At 63.8% G+C, this 18423-nt stretch carries 13 protein-coding genes; 7 read left to right on the top strand and 6 right to left on the bottom strand.

Features of this window, described 5'->3' with window-relative positions:
* The first annotated feature begins 3 nt into the window (after positions 1 to 3).
* The 3 genes from ABH939_RS16920 (at position 4) to ABH939_RS16930 (ending at position 4781) form a co-directional block, all read left to right on the top strand.
* Positions 4 to 1293, top strand: a complete 1290-nt coding sequence (locus ABH939_RS16920; protein WP_063316501.1) for a ribonuclease D — start codon at positions 4 to 6, stop codon at positions 1291 to 1293.
* A gap of 161 nt (positions 1294 to 1454) precedes the next feature.
* Complete coding sequence (locus ABH939_RS16925; protein ID WP_003942598.1) at positions 1455 to 2675, top strand: thiolase family protein; 1221 nt, start codon at positions 1455 to 1457, stop codon at positions 2673 to 2675.
* Entirely contained in the window at positions 2676 to 4781 is a 2106-nt protein-coding gene (locus tag ABH939_RS16930; protein WP_007732875.1) for a 3-hydroxyacyl-CoA dehydrogenase NAD-binding domain-containing protein, read from the top strand. It abuts the gene before it with no gap.
* A 66-nt stretch (positions 4782 to 4847) separates the two neighbouring features.
* Here the strand turns inward: ABH939_RS16930 and ABH939_RS16935 are convergent, their stop codons facing one another.
* Positions 4848 to 6419: a GMC oxidoreductase gene (locus tag ABH939_RS16935; protein WP_404649850.1), complete on the bottom strand. Its 1572-nt coding sequence runs from the start codon at positions 6417 to 6419 to the stop codon at positions 4848 to 4850.
* 102 nt (positions 6420 to 6521) lie between these two features.
* Positions 6522 to 7073 carry a TetR/AcrR family transcriptional regulator gene (locus ABH939_RS16940; RefSeq protein WP_042920005.1) on the bottom strand — a complete coding sequence of 184 codons (552 nt, stop codon included), beginning with the start codon at positions 7071 to 7073 and terminating at the stop codon, positions 6522 to 6524.
* Between the two features lie 125 nt (positions 7074 to 7198).
* Here ABH939_RS16940 and ABH939_RS16945 point away from each other — a divergent pair, with 125 nt between their 5' ends.
* Both ABH939_RS16945 and ABH939_RS16950 read left to right on the top strand, forming a co-directional pair.
* Positions 7199 to 8215 (top strand): iron-siderophore ABC transporter substrate-binding protein, encoded by a 1017-nt coding sequence (locus ABH939_RS16945; protein ID WP_054828247.1) that lies wholly within the window; start codon positions 7199 to 7201, stop codon positions 8213 to 8215.
* A 350-nt stretch (positions 8216 to 8565) separates the two neighbouring features.
* Entirely contained in the window at positions 8566 to 10008 is a 1443-nt protein-coding gene (locus ABH939_RS16950; protein WP_007732869.1) for a sugar porter family MFS transporter, read from the top strand.
* A gap of 97 nt (positions 10009 to 10105) precedes the next feature.
* On the opposite strand, the gene dxs is transcribed toward ABH939_RS16950, so the two are convergent.
* Positions 10106 to 12052, bottom strand: coding sequence for a 1-deoxy-D-xylulose-5-phosphate synthase (dxs, locus tag ABH939_RS16955; RefSeq protein WP_042449918.1), 1947 nt, complete (start codon positions 12050 to 12052; stop codon positions 10106 to 10108).
* Positions 12053 to 12304: 252 nt separating this feature from the next.
* Between dxs and glsA the strand changes: the two genes are divergently transcribed.
* Positions 12305 to 14131: a glutaminase A gene (gene glsA, locus ABH939_RS16960; protein WP_054188510.1), complete on the top strand. Its 1827-nt coding sequence runs from the start codon at positions 12305 to 12307 to the stop codon at positions 14129 to 14131.
* Positions 14132 to 14140: 9 nt separating this feature from the next.
* Positions 14141 to 14806, top strand: coding sequence for an SIMPL domain-containing protein (locus ABH939_RS16965; protein ID WP_404649851.1), 666 nt, complete (start codon positions 14141 to 14143; stop codon positions 14804 to 14806).
* Between the two features lie 51 nt (positions 14807 to 14857).
* Here ABH939_RS16965 and ABH939_RS16970 read toward each other — a convergent pair whose 3' ends face one another.
* From ABH939_RS16970 to ABH939_RS16980, 3 genes are all read right to left on the bottom strand, one after another.
* Positions 14858 to 16504 carry an MDR family MFS transporter gene (locus tag ABH939_RS16970; RefSeq protein WP_404649852.1) on the bottom strand — a complete coding sequence of 549 codons (1647 nt, stop codon included), beginning with the start codon at positions 16502 to 16504 and terminating at the stop codon, positions 14858 to 14860.
* 5 nt (positions 16505 to 16509) lie between these two features.
* Positions 16510 to 16998 (bottom strand): MarR family winged helix-turn-helix transcriptional regulator, encoded by a 489-nt coding sequence (locus ABH939_RS16975; protein WP_003942624.1) that lies wholly within the window; start codon positions 16996 to 16998, stop codon positions 16510 to 16512.
* A 154-nt stretch (positions 16999 to 17152) separates the two neighbouring features.
* Complete coding sequence (locus ABH939_RS16980; protein ID WP_050656625.1) at positions 17153 to 18421, bottom strand: class I SAM-dependent RNA methyltransferase; 1269 nt, start codon at positions 18419 to 18421, stop codon at positions 17153 to 17155.
* Positions 18422 to 18423: the final 2 nt, after the last annotated feature.

Below are 18423 nucleotides of genomic sequence, written 5' to 3' on the forward strand. Positions count from 1 at the left end.
ACCATGTCCGAAGTCACCGATGATGCAACCGAGCCCACCTCCGACGTAGTTCCGCTGCTCGTTCCGCGTGACGGAGTTCCGGACGTCATCACCACTGCCGCCGGTGTCGCCGACGCCGCGGCCGCGCTGGCCTCCGGCCACGGCCCGCTCGCCGTGGACGCCGAGCGCGCATCCGGATTCCGCTATTCGGCACGGGCGTACCTGATCCAGCTTCGACGCGAAGGAGCAGGATCGTTCCTGCTCGACCCGATTCCGACAGCGCAAGACCTGCAGCCGTTGGCCGAGGTGATCAACCCGTTGCAATGGGTGCTGCACTCTGCCGATCAGGATCTCCCCGGCCTCGCCGAACTGAGCCTGACGCCGGCCGAGCTGTTCGACACCGAACTGGCCGGACGACTGGCCGGGTTCGAGCGAGTCGGACTCGCCGCGATCGTGGAACGAACCCTGCGAGTGGAACTTCGCAAGGGTCACGGGGCTGCGGACTGGTCGACACGTCCGCTGCCGGACGCCTGGTTGAACTACGCTGCCCTCGACGTCGAAGTGCTTCTCGAACTGCGCGACGCAATGGAAGCCGAACTCGAATCCCAAGGCAAGCTCGAGTGGGCGAAGGAAGAGTTCGAGTACATCCGTCTGGCCGGCCCGCCCAAGCCCAAACCGGACCGCTGGCGTCGTACGTCGCACATCACCTCACTCAAGACCACCCGTCAGTTGGCGGCAGTACGGGCGCTGTGGCAGGCGCGCGAGGATCTCGCACGCAAGCGCGACGTGTCTCCGAGTCGGGTTCTTCCTGACTCCGCGATCATCGATGCCGCTCTCAAAGATCCTCGGTCGCTGGATGCGCTCCGCTCGCTTCCCGTCTTCGGCGGACCACGTCAACGCCGGTATTCGCGTATCTGGATGGATGCACTGGAAGCCGCGCGCAGGCTCCCCGACAGCGAGCTTCCGCCGAAAACCCCGCCCATCGTCGGGCCGCCCGCTGCCGGTCGCTGGGCCCGCCAGGATCCAGCGGCGGCTGATCGGTTGACCGCGGCGCGCGCAGCACTGTCGGACCTGAGCAAAGAGGTTTCGGTGCCCGTGGAGAATTTGCTCCAACCCGACCTGGTCAGGCGCCTGTGCTGGGACTGGAAACTGGAACCCGACTCGGACATCGCCGAAGTCGAGAGTGCGATCGAGACCAAGCTCACTTCCGGTGGCGCACGTGGCTGGCAACGCACTTTGACCGTTCCCGTCCTCGCCGAGGCACTGAACTCCGTGGTCCCGGCCGAGCCCGAAGTGGAAGAGCCGGAATCCTGACCTGACCCCGGTGTGAGGTTGGAGCAATTCGGCACGTTAAGTTACCGGTCAGTAATGGGCAGTAGTACGCTCGACACGAGGCCGGACGCCTGGCCGTGATCGCCGAACCAACGTCTCACCGCCCTTCGGTGCGGTGGGCAGCTCCATCAGGAGGAATTCGCGTGGCTCCATCCACAAACAACCAACGCAACGTCGTCTTCGTCGACGGCATTCGCACCCCGTTCGGCAAGGCCGGCCCGAAAGGCATGTACGCCGACACGCGCGCAGACGATCTCGTCGTCAAGGCGATTCGTGAGCTGCTTCGCCGTAACCCGCAGCTCGATCCCGCACGGATCGACGAAGTTGCTGTCGCAGCCACCACGCAGACCGGTGACCAGGGCCTGACCATCGGCCGCACCGCTGCGATCCTCGCCGGTCTCCCCGAAACCGTTCCAGGATTCGCCATCGACCGCATGTGTGCCGGCGCGATGACCGCCGTCACCACGACCGCGTCGGGCATCGGCTTCGGCCAGTACGACGTCGTGATCGCCGGTGGCGTCGAGCACATGGGTCACCACCCGATGGGTGAGGGCGCAGACCCCAACCCGCGTTTCCTCGCCGACCGCCTGGTCGACCCGAGCGCCCTCGTGATGGGTAACACCGCCGAGAACCTGCACGACCGGTTCCCGACCATCACCAAGGACCGCACGGACGCCTACGCCGTCAACAGCCAGAACAAGTACGACGCTGCCAAGAAGGCCGGCTTCATCGCCGACACCCTGGTCCCCGTCGCCACCCGCAGTTCCGCGGGCTGGGGTCTGGCCACCGAAGACGAGCCGCCGCGCCCCGGAACCACCGTCGAAGATCTCGCGAAGCTCAAGACGCCGTTCCGACCGGCCGGACGCATCACCGCCGGTAACGCAGCCGGACTCAACGACGGTGCCACCGCAGCACTGCTCGCCGGTGAGGACACCGCAGCCGAGCTCGGCCTGCCGGTCGGCATGCGCATGGTGGGCTTCGCCTACCAGGGCGTCGACCCCGCCGTCATGGGCATCGGCCCGGTTCCCGCCACTGAGAAGCTGCTGGCACGCACCGGCCTCAAGATCGAGGACATCGGACTCTTCGAGATCAACGAGGCGTTCGCCGTTCAGGTCCTCGCGTTCCTCGAGCACTACGGAATCGCCGACGACGACCCGCGCGTCAACCAGTGGGGCGGCGCCATCGCGTGTGGCCACCCCCTCGCTTCCTCGGGCGTTCGCCTGATGACGCAGCTCTCCCGCCAGTTCGCGACGCGTCCCGACGTGCGCTACGGCTTGACCACCATGTGCATCGGCCTCGGCATGGGCGGCACCGTCATCTGGGAGAACCCGAACCACGCTGACTACCAGGCAGGAGTCAACTAAATGTCTGATATTGCAACAGCATTCGCCGACGAGGTCGTGACGAACGCCTACACGAAGATCATCTCGGTCCCCGGCATCGAGGGCCCTTTTGCACTGATCACCCTCGACAACGGCTTCGACCACACCAAGCCGTCGTCCTTCGGTCCCGGCGGACTCGCAGCATTCGACGCCGCCCTCGACGAAGCCTTTGCCGCCAACCCGGTTGCCATCGCCGTCACCGGCAAGCCGTTCATCTTCGCCGCCGGCGCGGATCTCAAGGGTGTTCCCGCGATCACCTCTCGTGAGCAGGGACTCGAGCTGGGCCGCTTGGGTCACAAGGTGTTCCGACGCCTGCGTGAGTCGTCCGTTCCCACGTTCGCCTTCATCAACGGTGTCGCTCTGGGCGGCGGCCTCGAGGTCGGACTGCACAGCCACTACCGCACGGTTGCCGCCAATGCGGGCGCACTGGGTCTTCCGGAAGCATTCCTCGGTCTGGTCCCCGGTTGGGGCGGAACGCAGTTGCTCCCCAACCTCGTCGGCCCGTCGAACGCCGTCACCGTGGTTATCGAGAACTCGCTGAACCAGAACAAGGTGCTCTCCCCCAAGAAGGCACTCGAACTCGGCGTCGTCGACGTCGTTCTCGATTCCGCCGACTTCATCGAGCAGTCCCTCGCCTGGGCGTCGCAGGTCCTCGCCGGCACAGTGACCCCCGCTCGCCCCGAGATCGATCGTGGCCAGGGCTGGGACGACGCGATCGCTCGTGCGAAGGCGATCGTCGACGGCAAGACCAAGGGCAACGCTCCCGGCGCCGTCAAGGCCGTCGAGTTGCTCGAACTGGCTCGCAGCACCGACATCACCGATGCCGCCTCGCTCGACAAGGGCTTCGCGGCCGAGGACGAGGCTCTTGCCGACCTCCTCCTGACGGACGAACTCCGGGCTGGTCTGTACGCCTTCGATCTGGTGAACAAGCGCGCCAAGCGTCCCGCCGGAGCACCCGACCGCTCGCTCGCTCGTAAGGTCAGCGGCGTCGGCATCGTCGGCGCCGGCCTCATGGCCAGCCAGCTCGCGCTGCTCTTCGTCCGCCAGCTCAAGGTGCCGGTCATCCTGACCGACATCGACCAGGAACGCATCGACAAGGGTGTCGGCTACGTCCACACCGAGATCGAGAAGCTCCAGGGCAAGGGACGCCTGTCCCCCGACGCTGCGAACCGCCTCAAGGCGCTCGTCTCCGGCTCCCTCGACAAGGCCGCGTTCGCCAAGACCGACTTCGTCATCGAAGCCGTCTTCGAGAACATGGACGTCAAGAAGAAGGTCTTCGCGGAACTCGAGCAGTTCATCGCCCCCGAAACCATCCTCGCCACCAACACGTCTTCGCTCTCCATCACGGAGATGGCGTCCGGCCTCGAACATCCCGAGCGTGTGGTCGGCTTCCACTTCTTCAACCCGGTGGCCGTTCTTCCCCTCCTCGAGATCATCAAGGGCAGCAAAACCGATGATGCCACTCTGGCAACGGCTTTCGCCACCGCGAAGTCGCTGAAGAAGTCCGCCGTCCTCTGCGGCGACAAGGCCGGCTTCGTCTTCAACCGCCTCGTCACCCGCACCTTGGGTGAGGTCATGTCCGCCGTCGACGAAGGCACCCCCTTCGACGTCGCAGACAATGCCATCGCCGAACTCGGCATGCCCATGTCGCCGTTCACCTTGCTGGCCCTCGTCGGACCCGCAGTGGCACTGCACACCGGTGAGACCCTGCAGGAGTCGTACCCGGACCGGTTCAAGAGCTCACCCGGACTCGAAGCACTCGTCGAGGCCCGCAAGCCCGGCGTGTGGACCTGGGGCGAGAACGGTCAGGCCGTCGACCCCGAGGTCGCCGCACTGTGGCCGCAGGGTGACAAGGTGTCCACCTCGGAAGAGGTCCTCGAGCGCACACGTCGTGCATTTGCCGAGGAAATTCAGATCATGCTCGACGAGGGCGTCGTGGCGGCAGCCGAGGACATCGACCTCTGCCTGCTGCTCGGCGGCGGATTCGGATTCTGGAACGGCGGCATCACGCCGTACCTGGACCGCACCGGCACCTCCGAGGCCGTCAACGGCAAGCGCTTCCTCGCGCCTGGTGTTGCCAGCGTCTGAGTCAGTCGATCGACCCGTCACGGACGGCGCGCCTTCGGGTACGCCGTCCGTGGCGTTTGCGCAGGTTCAGAATAGGGTTCCCACATCGTCTTTCACGATGTTCTCGAGCGCACGCTCCGCGACGGCGGCGATGGTCATCGACGGATTGCACGCAGCGGAGTTTCCCGGCAGCAGAGCGCCGTCGAGCACGTACAACCCCCGCTGGCCCAGAATCCGCCCATCGAGATCGCACACCGAGTTCATGCAGGCACCGCCGAGGGGATGCCACGTGGACGGCAGTATCGCGTTCGTATCGGTGAGCAGTCCTCCTGCCGCGATCTGCTGGGCCGCAGGTCCGATGTGGCCTTGCTGGATAGCAGAGTCGCCATCACTCGGCCAACGGAGCACCGCCTCGCCTCGCGCTGAGTCGTACACGAACCGACCCCGGTCGCGGCTCACACCGAATCCGACCATCACCGTGCTGTGAGCGTCGAACGCCACCGGCGGGAACGACGCCTGAATGACGGTGAACGCGTTATGCGGGTCGTCCCAGTTCCGGCTGCCGTAGACGACCGGCCCGCCCTGCGTCGCGCCGAAATTCTCGGCGAGATCCGACCAGATGTAGATCCGATCGGCATTGGTCCCCCACCCTGCGCCGAGCTCGTCCGGCAGATCCGTGATCCGCCCCGTTGCCGCGGCGCGGACCAGGAGTTTGGTGGTGTTCATGCTGCCGGCAGCCATGACGAGCGCATCCGTCGTCAAGATCTTGTTCTCGAGAATCTTGCCGGAAATGTCGGTCCGGTCCACGTACACGCGCCACCGTCCGTCGGCGGCCCGCTCGACATCGGTGACCTGGTGCAGAGTCTCCACATTCACCAATCCGGTCGCTTCCGCAGCCGCAATGTAGGTGACATCCACCGAATGCTTGCCACCGTTGTTGACACCGAGCGCGCCGTCACCGTTGGTGTAAGACGGCTTCATCTCACCCCTCAATTCGGCCAACGCGAAGTTCCAGTCGATCGGCATCGGAATCTTCGACACGGGTAGACCGGAACGCGCTGCGTTACGCGCGAATACACGTGCCGCCTCGTAGTTCGGGCTGGAAATCAGTTCGTCTGGTGCAGTTTCCACTTGCAGCATCCGCGCCACCCGCGGGTAATGGACGCGGCCCATTCGTGCGTAATCGAGCTCCTCCGGAAAGTGCGTGTTGAAGACCGCTTCTTCCGGTTGCAGCGTCATCCCTTGGTACACAAGCGATCCGCCGCCCACACCGGCTGCGCAGATCGCGGTCATGTTCTCACCGGTCACCGTCTCCAACAAACCCGCGTATGGCTCGAAGATCGCCGGCCTGCCGAACAGAGTCGGGTTTGACTGATGCCAGAGGATGCGCTTGTCCGGACTGGCTGGGTGCGGAAAAGTTTCGGCATTCGGCCCGGTCTGCCACCGAATCCCTCTCTCCAGCAAAGTGACCGGAACCCCCGCCTCGGCCAGGCGAAGTGCCGTCACCCCGCCGCCGAACCCCGATCCGATAACCACGACACGGTGCACTTCACGTGTCAGCGGAATCCCTGTTGCAGCCCTGGCAGTGCGTGGCGCCATCATCGCGACTCCCACGGCGGCCGTACCGGCCAAGAACGATCTACGTTTCACTCCGGACATGACTGGTGCTCCCTCGAAGAATGTCGCCAGAGAATTCCGGGCACGCCAAAACTAGACACTCTGACGCTCGAGTGTCAAGGTTTTGGCGGAGCAGGCAAGGAACTACGAGGTCGACCGGATTGCGGGCCCGAGCCACCTCGAGAGAAAGGCCCGCAAGGAGTCGTCGGAATGTACGAGGTCACTGTCGAATGCAACAACCGAAAGCCCCAGTCGCACGGCAATTTCCACTATCTCATCCAACTCCGCCTCGGTGGCGAGGCCACGTTCGACCATAGGGGTGAGCATCTGACCAGCGAAAGGTATTGCTCGACTCATCATTTCGAGATCGAAGACAGGGTTTCCCCGCTCGGCGAGGAGCAGAGTCGCGAGCACCGGGTGAGCACGCACGGCAGTTCGCGCGGCAACGATGAATTCGACGACGTATTCACACGCCGTGTCGACCGACTCCACCTGTGCCGTGATCTCCCCGAGAACCTCGACAGCGAGACCGCCCATCGCCTGGGAGACGACCTCTTCACGTGTGCCGAAAATCGAGTACACCGTCTGGCGCGAGACACCGGCCGCGGTGGCAACTGCGGCAATGTTCACAGCCTCGAATCCGCCACCTTCGATCAGTCCGAGGGCGGCACCGAGAATCTTCTGCTGTGATCGCACGAGGAAAGTATTGCCCACCGAAACGGTGCACTGAGAAACGCGGTCCAGATCCGACTCCCCACCTGCATAAACGGCACAATCGGTTTCGTTTGGCTGCCGAAATTCAGTAGGTTAGGCTGCCCTTCATGAAAACTTCTGTTCGGGGCTTCACTGCCCTCGGTGCGGCTGCAATCGCGGTCACCGCGCTTGTCTCGTGCTCCTCGGATTCAGGCACATCCACGCCATCCCAAGGTACGGGCGGATTCCCCGTCAGCATCGAGAACACCTTCGGCACCACGACCATCGACTCGAAGCCCGAGCGCCTCGTCACCCTCGGATGGAACGCGCAGGACATACTGTACGCACTCGATCTGACTCCGGTCGGACAGCCCAAGTACACCTACGGCGCGGACGACAACGGCGTCATGCCGTGGGCGCAGGACTACTTCGACGCGGACAAGACAACGCTCTTCGACATGCCGGCCAGCGGAGAACCGCCGATCGAGTCCATCGCGTCGTTGACCCCCGACGTCATCCTCGCGCCGTACGAGGGCTTCGAGGAATCCGTCTACAACCAACTGAGCAAGATCGCACCGACGGCCGCTTACCCCGGCGCGGCCTGGCAGACATCCTGGCAGGACCAGACCCGCATCGTCGGCAAGGCAGTCGGCAAGAGCGAAGAGGCCGACAAGCTCGTCGACGGCCTCGACGCGACTCTCGCCGATACCGCCACAGCCCACCCGGAGTTCGCCGGAAAGACATTGGCAGTGGTCAACTTCGACACCGATTCGAGCAACATCAACGTCTATCTGCCCACTGATCCGCGGGTCCAGGTGCTGACCGAACTCGGGTTCGTCAACGCACCGGGCGTCGAGAAGCTAGCCGCGGACAATGCAGGTGGATCGTTCTTCAAGACGATCTCCTACGAGAACATCGCCGACATCGACGCCGATGTGATCGTCGGCTTCACCGACGGCTCCGGTGATCCGTCCGGCATACCCGCAGTCGGTGGACTCGGCGCGGTCAAGCGTGGATCCACCGCATTCCTCAGCGACACCCGGGTCATCGGCGGACTGAGCAACGTCAACGTCCTGAGCACGCCGTGGGTCCTCGGCCAGATCACACCGACGTTGAGCGAAGCCGCAAAGCGCGCCTCCGCCTAGAAACGAGATTTTCCCGACAACCCTCTCCGGCGTGATCCGTATCGAACGGCTCGCCGGAGAGGCGGGTGACCCGGAAATTCATGGCGAAGGATCTCGAAGACATCGCAGCAAAAGCCGAGCGTCTCTCGGGCGAGTAAAGCGCCCTCACCTGCACTTACCATATTGTTTGCATACTAACTGCAATCAATACGACATTACTGTGTCAAGCTGATTCTCTGCGGGAATGGACTCAGCTGGGTAACGGCGCGTGAGTCCCCGCCAAATCTGTCCCGGTGGGCGTAGCGTGCAGAGTGCTCGCGGATGGATCGGCGCATCGGGGTGTCGACCGTAGGGCCTTTGAGGGGGCAGGAATGGCATTCAGCGGAACCGCCTCCGGCGGAGGATCAGGCGCTACTCGCGCCGACGTCGGACATGCAGTGCTCTTCGCCGGCGCCGCCGCGCTCGGCGGTTTTCTGTTCGGATACGACACCGCCGTCATCAACGGGGCGGTCGGTGCGATCCGAGACAAGTACGACATCGGCGCCTCGGGCACCGGGCTCACGGTCTCACTGACTCTGCTCGGCGCAGCACTCGGCGCCTGGATCGCAGGCACACTCGCCGACCGACTCGGCCGCATCCGCGTCATGCAGATAGCCGCGGTGTTGTTCATCATCGGCGCCGTAGGCTCCGCAATTCCGTTCAGCGTCTACGACCTCACGTTCTGGCGCGTGGTCGGCGGCCTGGCAGTGGGTTTCGCGTCAGTCATCGCCCCGGCCTATATCGCGGAGATCTCCCCCGCCGCGATTCGCGGACGTCTCGGCTCGATGTACCAACTGGCGATCGTTCTCGGAATCGCCGTGTCGCAGTTGGTCAATTACGCCCTCCAGGCCGCGGCCGGTGGTGATCGCAATCAGATCGCAGGCCTCGAAGCCTGGCAGTGGATGCTGATGCTCGAGGCGGTTCCCGCAGTCCTGTACCTGATCATGACAACCACGATTCCCGAATCTCCACGGTTCCTCGTGGCGCAGGGCAAGGACGATCGTGCTCGCAAGATCATCTCCGATCTCGAAGGTGGAGATCACGACGCCGTCACCGAACGTATGAACGAGATCCGCGAATCTCTGACGGAGAAGCAAGCCAAGACCACAGTCCGCCAACTCTTCTCGAAGCGGCTCGGGGTCTCCCATCTGGTGTGGGTCGGTATTGCACTCGCCGCATTGCAGCAGTTGGTCGGTATCAACGTGATCTTCTACTACTCGAGCACCCTCTGGCAGGCGGTCGGATTCGGCGCCGACCGATCCCTGCTGATCAGCGTCGTGAGCGCCTTGGTCAACATCGTCGGTACATTTGTCGCCATCGCCGTCATCGACCGGGTCGGTCGAAAGCCGCTGTTGTTGGTCGGTTCCGCCGGTATGGCCATCTCACTGGGCACCGCGGCGTTCTGTTTCCATTCGGCAACAGTGACGAAGAACGAGATCGGCGAATCTGTGGCCACGCTGACCGGAGCGAACGCGACTATCGCACTTATCGGTGCGAACGCATTCGTATTCTTCTTCGCTCTGTCCTGGGGCCCGGTGGTCTGGGTGTTGATCTCCGAGATGTTCCCCAACCGCGTGCGTGCTGCAGCAGTAGGAATTGCGACCGCCACCAACTGGGTCGCGAACTTCCTGGTGTCCTGGACGTTCCCGGCACTGGCCGATTGGAATCTGTCGTACACCTACGCCGGCTACGCCGTCATGGCAGTGTTGTCGCTGTTCGTCGTCCTGAGGTTCGTGAAGGAAACGCGAGGCAGCACACTCGAATCCGTCCAGTAGCGAGCTCTCACGATTTCACCGAAAGCGGTGGCCCTCGGATTGATCCGTGGGCCACCGCTTTTCGAGATCGTAGTGAAGATTATCGTGAGACGAGCTGTCAGCCTTGCGCGACTTCGCCCTGAGCCGAAGCCGAGGACGCGTCTTCCTGGACGTGGACGCCGACGCTACCCATCCCCGCCACCCAGCCGGTGATCTTGCGGGAGAGGTCCTGAGCCGTGAGTCCGAGTTCCTTGTGGATGGCTTCGCGGCTGGCGTGATCGAGGAACTGCTGGGGAACGCCCATGTCGCGGCACGACGTGTGCACTCCGGCTGCCCGCATCGCGGCCGAGACCGTCGAACCGATGCCGCCGTGCAGACCACCGTCTTCGATGGTGACCACGAGGGCGTACTTGTCCGCCATCTTCACCAGCGAATCCGCGACCGGCAGAACCCACCGCGGATCGACGACGGCAACCGAGATGCCCTGCTTGTCCAGCCGCTCGGCAATCTCGAGTGCCAGGGATGCAAACGGGCCCACCGCGACGAGGAGCACGTCGCCGCGCTCACCCTCGCTGGACTTGAGAACGTCGACCATTCCGTCGAGTCGCTTCACGGCCGGAATCGCTTCGGGTACAGCGCCCTTCGGGAAACGAACGACGGTTGGGCCGTCGTCGACGAGAAGTGCCTCGTCCAGTTCTTCGCGCAGTGTGTCGGCGTCGCGCGGTGCCGCGACACGGATCCCGGGGATGATTCCGAGCAGCGAAAGATCCCAGACCCCGTTATGGCTGGCACCATCGACTCCGGTGACCCCGGCGCGGTCGAGCACGACTGTCACCGGTTGTTTGAGCAGAGCGACGTCCATCAACAACTGGTCGAAAGCCCGATTGAGGAAGGTCGAGTAGATAGCAACGACGGGGTGAAGTCCGCCCAGTGCAAGACCGGCGGCCGAGGTCATCGCGTGCTGCTCGGCGATACCGACGTCGAACATGCGGTCGGGGAACTTCTCACCGAATGCCGCGAGGCCGGTGGGCCCGGCCATGGCCGCGGTGATGGCGACGATGTCCTCACGACGCGAAGCCTGCTCGATCAATGCGGCCGAGAAGACCGACGTCCAGTCCGGCGCGGACGACTTGGTGCCGCGACCGGTGACGGGATCGATGACGCCGGTGGCATGCATCTGATCGGCCACGTCGTTCTCGGCGTGTGCGTAACCGTTGCCCTTACGCGTGACGGCATGCACGATGACCGGTCCGCCGTAGGCCTTTGCCCGGCGCAATGCCGATTCCATGGCGGCTTCGTCGTGTCCGTCCACCGGTCCGAGATACTTGATACCCAGATCGGTGAACATGACCTGAGGGCTGACCGCGTCCTTGAGACCGGCCTTCATCCCATGCAGGACGGAGTAGGCAGTGCGCCCGACCCAGGGCAGTCTCTTGACCATGCGTCGGCCGCTGTCGAGGGCGCGCTCGTAACTCGGCGCAGTGCGCAGTGCCGAGAGATGGTCGGCGAGTCCGCCGATGGTCGGTGCGTACGAGCGACCGTTGTCGTTGACGACGATCACCACCGAACGGTCTTTGCCTGCCGCGATGTTGTTGAGAGCTTCCCAACACATTCCGCCGGTCAGCGCGCCGTCACCGACGACGGCAACTACATGGCGATTCTGACCCGTCAACGCGAAGGCCTTCGCGAGGCCGTCGGCATAGGACAGCGCGGCGGAAGCGTGAGAGGACTCGACCCAGTCGTGTTCGCTCTCGGCGCGGCACGGATACCCGGACAGTCCGCCCTGCTTACGCAGAGTGTCGAACTGATCCTGACGACCGGTGAGGATCTTGTGTACATAGGCCTGATGGCCCGTGTCGAAGATGATCGCGTCCTGCGGCGAGTCGAAAATTCGGTGCAGTGCGAGGGTCAACTCCACGACGCCCAAGTTGGGCCCGAGGTGACCACCGGTCGCAGCGACCTTCAGCACGAGGAACTCACGAATCTCGTCGGCCAACTCCGTCATCTCGGCGTGGCTCAACTGACGTAGATCGTCAGGACCCTGAATGCGGGCAAGAACACCCAACGAGATCGCTCCCTCCGTGCTTCACAGCTGCACCGGTGCGCGCCGCGGCTGTCTTCGCGACAGTGCTGCCAGTCTACGGAGCGTTCCGGCGAACCGACACGCGGACTCGGCCCGATTCCGGTGTGACTTCGCGTAACAGCGAAATCCCGCGGATCGCTCGTGATCGCAATCACAGACAAATGGGATCCGTTGCGATCGACTCGGCAACTCTTGTTCCACAAAACGACCGCCATGTCAGCTTAAGGTCGACGTATGGGAACTGTGGTCGACGACCTGATAACGCGAGTGTTCGACGAAGTCCGATCACTCGACGAAGGCGAGTTGGCCGACTACATTCCCGAACTCGCGGCGGTCGCCCCCGATTCGTTCGGAATCTGCATCGCCACCGTAGACGGTTACGTCTACGAGATCGGTGACTCGCGAATCCCGTTCACCATTCAGTCGATCTCGAAGCCCTTCACCTACGCCTTGGCTCTCGCCGATCGAGGAAGCGAGGCGGTTGCCGCGAAAATCGACGTCGAACCATCCGGCGAGCCGTTCAACGAAATCAGCCTCGACCCGCTCACCGAACGGCCACGAAACCCCATGATCAATGCCGGGGCGATCACCGCTGCATCACTGGTTGCCGGACCGAATCCCGAGGCCCGCTTCGAGCGCATCCGCTCGGCGTACTCGCGATACGCAGGCCGCGAGCTGACCTTCAACGAAGCCGTCTACACCTCCGAGGCCCGCACCGGTCACCGCAACCGTGCGATCGGCCACATGCTGCGATCCTTCGACGTCATCACCGGCAATCCCGACGAGGCCGTCGACCTGTACTTCCGTCAGTGTTCGATCGACGTGACCTGCCGTGATCTGAGTCTGATGGCTGCGACGATGGCGAACAACGGCGTCAATCCGCTCACCCACGAGCGTGCGCTGGCACCCGCAGGCGTCGAACAGGTCCTCAGTGTCATGGCAACCTGCGGGATGTACGACGGCGCCGGCAAGTGGCTGGTGGAGGTCGGATTGCCGGCCAAGAGCGGCGTCGGCGGCGGAGTGCTGGCGGTTCTGCCGGGCCAGATCGGCATCGCCGTGTACTCCCCCAGGCTCGACGTTCACGGCAACAGTGTTCGCGGAGTTGCGTCTGCCCGCGCGCTGTCGAAGGAACTCGAACTGCACTTCCTCCACGTGACGCGGGCGTCACGCTCGTCGATCCGGGCCAGATACAGCGTCATCGAAGCACCGTCGCGAGTACGACGCACCCCGACCGAACAAGCCGTGCTCGACGACGTCGGCAAGCGCAGCCGGGTCTACGAACTGCACGGCGATCTCCTCTTCACCGGTGCCGAATCGGCGGTCCGCGAAATCGGCTCGGTGGACGAGGGCCTCGAAGTTGTCGTCATCGACGTCCGCCGCGTCGACGACGCCAGCGACGTCGCAGTACGCATGATCACCGCGCTGCAGGTTCAACTGGCCGAGCAGGCTTGTGCTGTGGCCGTCGTCGATCCGCAAGGACTGCTGGGACAACGAAGTTCGAGCATCGACCCCGCCAGACGAAGTGGTCGGGTTTTTGCCGATCTCGATTCCGCCATGCAGTGGTGCGAAGACACGCTGCTTGCGGTGCATTGTGAGGCCGATCGGCAGGCGTCGACGATCTCGATCGAGGACCACCCAGTTCTCGATGCTCTGTCCGCGGCGCAGATCGAGGGATTCTCCGCAGAACTGGAGACGCGAACCTATGCCCGCGGCGAGAAGATCGCCCGCCGAGGCGAAGCGGCCTCGGGGTTCTATCTGATTCTCAGCGGCCAGGTCAGCACCATGTTCACCGACGCGCACGGGGTCGAGCACCGCATCACGACGCTCTCCGCCGGAATGACGTTCGGCGAGATGACGATGTTCCTCGACACTCCGTTCCTCAACGACATCCGCGCCGATTCCACGGTCACCGTGGCCGTCCTGACTCCGGAGCGATATGCAGAACTGACCGCGCAGGCACCCGAGTTGAAACTTGCGCTTCTCGAACGACTGGCGGCGGGCGCCTACGAGCAATTGGACCTGATGTTGCGGAGTGTCATATCCGCCGGACGAATCGGATAGGAACCACACGTGCCCACCACCGCCTTCACCTCGGAGCCGTCCACTGTCACGGTGACCGGAACCGCCACTGCAACAGCTGTTCCCGACATCGTGCGATTGACGATCGGAGTATCGGTGACACAGACGGCCGTTTCCGACGCGTTCGACGCCGTCGCGCGTCTGTCCAGTGCCCTGACCGAGACCCTGCACGCGCGCGGTGTGCGCGGAGCGGACCTCACCACCGCCGGGCTGAGCGTCCATCCGCAGACTCACTGGAGCGACGGAGGCCGCCAGGAGACAACAGGATTCACGGCATCGACAACTTTCCGAGTCGTACTGCGAGAGCTGGAGCCGGAAGCGGCGAACTCCCCCGCTGCCGTCATCGCGGCATGTGTATCGGTGGGTGGCGACGCGATTCGGCTCGACGGACTGGAGTTCGATCTCGACGACCGCAGCGATCTGGCGACAAGAGCACGCGAATTGGCCTGGACGGCAGCCGAATCGAAGGCCAGACAGTTCGCAGACCTGGCAGACAAAGATCTGGTCGAAGTCCTCGAGGTGCTCGAGGACTTCGACCAGATCGTGCCGATGCGCGGACGTGTCGCGGCGATGAAAGCGGATTCGGCCCCGATAGCCGTCGAACGCGGAGAGATCGAAGAATCGATCTCGGTCCGCGTTCGATGGGCTATGGCGTGACAACAGTAATTCAGAAGACGCGGCCGGCAGTAGACCAGCCGGGCTTGCGGATCAGCGAGTGAGGTTCTTCTCCTCGTTCTTCTCTTCGCGTTCTTCTTCGAACTTCTGCTCGGCGTCGGGGGTTGCCATGTCGATGGTGGTGCGCAACGGACGGTTCGGGATGAAGATGACCGACACGAGCGTGACCACGGCGACGACGGCTGCGACCAGGAAGATCCGTCCTGTTGCGTCGCCGTAGGCGAACCGAACGATCTGCGAGACGAAGTCAGGCATATTGCTCAGGTCGAGGCCGTCCTGGAGGCTCTTTCCAGCTACTGCCTGCTGCTCGGGCCGCAAGGTGGAGACCGAATCGACTGTCAGTGTCTTGACGCGGGTCGCAAGAATCGAACCGAGCACCGACACGCCGATCGCGCCGCCGAAGGTGCGGAAGAACGCCACGATACTGCTGGCCGCGCCGATGTTCTCGACGCTGACCGTGTTCTGCACGGCGAGAACGATGTTCTGCATCAGCATGCCGGTACCGAGACCCACGATGGCGATGAAGATTCCGATTGTCCACAGGCTGGTTGCGTGGTCGATCGTCGACAGCAGCCCGAAACCGACCAGCAGCAGAACTGCGCCGGCGACGATGAAGGGCTTCCACTGACCGAACTTGGTGATCAGCTGGCCCGAGCCGACCGAGGCGACGAGCATGCCTGCGACCATCGGAATGGTGAGCAATCCGGCTTCGGTGGGATCGAATCCGCGTGCGGTCTGGAAGTACTGCGTCAGGAACGTCGTCGCGCCGAAGAGGCCGACACCAACTGCGATCGAGGCGATGATCGCGAGAGCCGTTGTGCGCTCGGTGATGATCTTGATCGGCAGGATCGGATCCTTGACCTTGGATTCGACGAACATCGTCAGGCCGAGCAGGGCCAGACCACCGATGACGAAGAAGGCCGACTCCTTCGAGAACCAGGCGTAGTAGTCGTCCTGACCGGCAAACGAAACCCAGATCAGCAGGACGCTGACACCGGCGGTGAGCAAGGTGGCGCCCATCCAGTCGATGGAGACGTTGTCCTTCTTCACGGTCTCGACGTGCAGTGTGCGCTGAAGCAGGAACAATGCGATGACTGCCAGCGGAACACATACGTAGAAGCACCAGCGCCAGCCGGCAGTGTCCACGAGGACGCCGCCGAGGATCGGTCCACCGGACATCGAGACGGCCATGGCCGCACCCATGTATCCGGAGTAGCGACCGCGATCTCGCGGCGGGATGATCGTGCCGATGATGGCTACGACGAGAGCGGTCAGACCGCCCATACCGATGCCCTGGATGACACGCGCACCGAGCAGCAACGGAACGTTGTGCGCCGCGCCGGCGATGACCGAGCCGATCACGAAGATGACGATCGCGGTCTGGACCAGGACCTTCTTGTTGTAGAGGTCGGCAAGCTTGCCCCAGATCGGCGTCGACGCCGCGGTGGCGAGCAACGCTGTCGTGATGATCCAGGCGTACTGCGTCTGAGTTCCGTGCAGTTCACCGATGATCGTGGGAAGCGCTGTGGAAACGATGGTGCTACTGAGCAGCGCGGTGAACAGCGCTGCGATGAGTCCGGTGAGTGCTTCGAGAATTTCGCGGTGAGTCATCGCGCCCGCTTCGCGAGCCGATCCGTCACCTCCGGTACTTGCCCGGGTTTCTCCTACTGTTGCTGCCATGTGCCTTATCTCCCAATACTTTCTACGCCCGTGTGCGGAACTGCCGGTGAGGCCTGCCGATTCGATGCGCCGAACGTCTCGTTGAGACGTTGCAGCGATGTCACTGCGGCCATGGCCTCTTCCTGGCTCCAGTCTTCGAGCATGTTGCGCAAACGCGCCGCACGCCGCTGCGTGGTTCTCCGTAAAACGTCGTGTCCCTCTTCCGATACTCGGATGCGGAACGCCCGCTTGTCAGCCGGATCGGGATTTCTCTCGACATACCCAGCGTCGACCAGATCCGACATTTGTCGGCTGAGCGACGACTGACTGACACACAGATCGACGGCCAATTCGTTCTGTCGGCACTCCCCACGCGCCGCCAGCATGAACAACACACTGACCAGCGCAGGCGGCAGCAGGCTGTCTGCACCGGTGGTGACCGCGGCTCGCAGCGATCTGCCGAACATGAAGATCGTGTCGACGAGCGCTTGGGCCGTCTCCGGCTGTACCGACATTGCCTACCCCTGAATTCGAGTGGCCCGAACGAGCCGTGACTTGAAAACGGAAAACTACTTGCAGAACGAAACTATACGATTAGTTGCGTAATGCAAGCAACTGTTGTGAACGCGAGAAGCGTCACACCGTTTCAGGGAAAGATTTCGGGACGTCTCAGCGTTCGAGGAGCGCGATGCACTCCATGTGGTGAGTCTGGGGGAACGCGTCGAACGCCCGGAGGCCACCGATTCTGAAGCCCTGCTCCAGGTAGAGGCCGATATCGCGACCGAACGACGCCGGGTCGCACCCGATGTGGACTATCCGCTCAGCGCCCGTTGAGGCGAGAGCTTCCACGACCGGACGGCCGGCCCCCGCACGTGGCGGGTCGAGCACGACGACAGCAGGCGAACGCTCCAGATCCGCGATGATGTTCTCGACGCGGGCGCTGTGGAAGCGCACCTGACCGAGATCGGACAGCGCTGCCTGCCCGTCCGCGACTGCACGCGCCGAAGATTCGACGGACTCCACCACGCCGGACGGCCCGACAAGCTCGGCGAGCACAGCTGCGAACACGCCGACACCGCCGTAGAGATCCCAGGCCGTGTCCGCGGTAGCGGCTCCGGCCCACTCCCCGACCACCTGTGAGTACGCGGCCGCAGCGCCGCGATGGGCCTGCCAGAAACCGGTCGCGGCCAGCGCCCATTCTCGACTGCCGACGCGCTCGGTCACTGTGTCCGATCCGATGGCAACTCGGGTCTTTCGCGGGCCGCCGCTTGCCGCTCGGCGTGCCATCGCGCCGCGTCGCCCGGGCGTCCGCCGTCCCGTCTTGGACACCGCGGGTGCCGCGATTTCCACGACGTGCCGCTCGCCCGCAGCGTCGAGAACGACCTGCAGCTCGCTACCTGGCGCCCACTGCGCACCGCCGAGACCGTCGTACGCGCTCTGATCGATCTGGGTGCACCGCAGGTCTGTGACGATCCGGTTGCTGCGGTACGCGTGGTATCCGGCGACACCGTGCCCGTCCACCGCCAACCGGACTCGCGTGCGCCAACCCGTTCCGCCTCCGGTTCCGGGCAGTTCCTCTACCTCGACGTCCGATTCGACACGAGCCAGTCGCAGAAGCTGCTCCCGCACGACCGAGGTCTTCATCTCACGTTGGACGCTCAGATCCGCATGCGAGTAGTCGCAGCAGCCCGCCCCGCCCGGGCCGGAGATCGGGCATGTCGGATCGATCCGATGCGGAGAAGCGTCGAGAACGGTGATCGCGTCGGCGCGGCAAAACGATCCGCCCTTGTCCTCGGTCACCCGGACCAGCGCACGCTCCCCCGGCAAACCGTGACGGACGAACACGACCCGCCCCTCGTGCCGGGCGACGACGAACCCGCCGTGACCGGGGTTGCCCAGATCGACCTCGAAGGTCTGTCCGGTCCAATTCTCACTCAACG

It is taken from the genome of Rhodococcus sp. 27YEA6 (genome assembly GCF_044908235.1).
GTDB classification, from domain to species: domain Bacteria; phylum Actinomycetota; class Actinomycetes; order Mycobacteriales; family Mycobacteriaceae; genus Rhodococcus_F; species Rhodococcus_F qingshengii.

What these genes read in the sequence shown, in the direction of transcription:
- ABH939_RS16920 (WP_063316501.1), top strand. Translation starts at nt 4, where the DNA reads ATGTCCGAAGTCACCGATGATGCAACCGAGCCCACCTCCGACGTAGTT.
- ABH939_RS16930 (WP_007732875.1), top strand. Translation starts at nt 2,676, where the DNA reads ATGTCTGATATTGCAACAGCATTCGCCGACGAGGTCGTGACGAACGCC.
- ABH939_RS16935 (WP_404649850.1), bottom strand. Translation starts at nt 6,419, where the DNA reads ATGTCCGGAGTGAAACGTAGATCGTTCTTGGCCGGTACGGCCGCCGTG.
- ABH939_RS16945 (WP_054828247.1), top strand. Translation starts at nt 7,199, where the DNA reads ATGAAAACTTCTGTTCGGGGCTTCACTGCCCTCGGTGCGGCTGCAATC.
- ABH939_RS16950 (WP_007732869.1), top strand. Translation starts at nt 8,566, where the DNA reads ATGGCATTCAGCGGAACCGCCTCCGGCGGAGGATCAGGCGCTACTCGC.
- glsA (WP_054188510.1), top strand. Translation starts at nt 12,305, where the DNA reads ATGGGAACTGTGGTCGACGACCTGATAACGCGAGTGTTCGACGAAGTC.
- ABH939_RS16970 (WP_404649852.1), bottom strand. Translation starts at nt 16,504, where the DNA reads ATGGCAGCAACAGTAGGAGAAACCCGGGCAAGTACCGGAGGTGACGGA.
- ABH939_RS16975 (WP_003942624.1), bottom strand. Translation starts at nt 16,998, where the DNA reads ATGTCGGTACAGCCGGAGACGGCCCAAGCGCTCGTCGACACGATCTTC.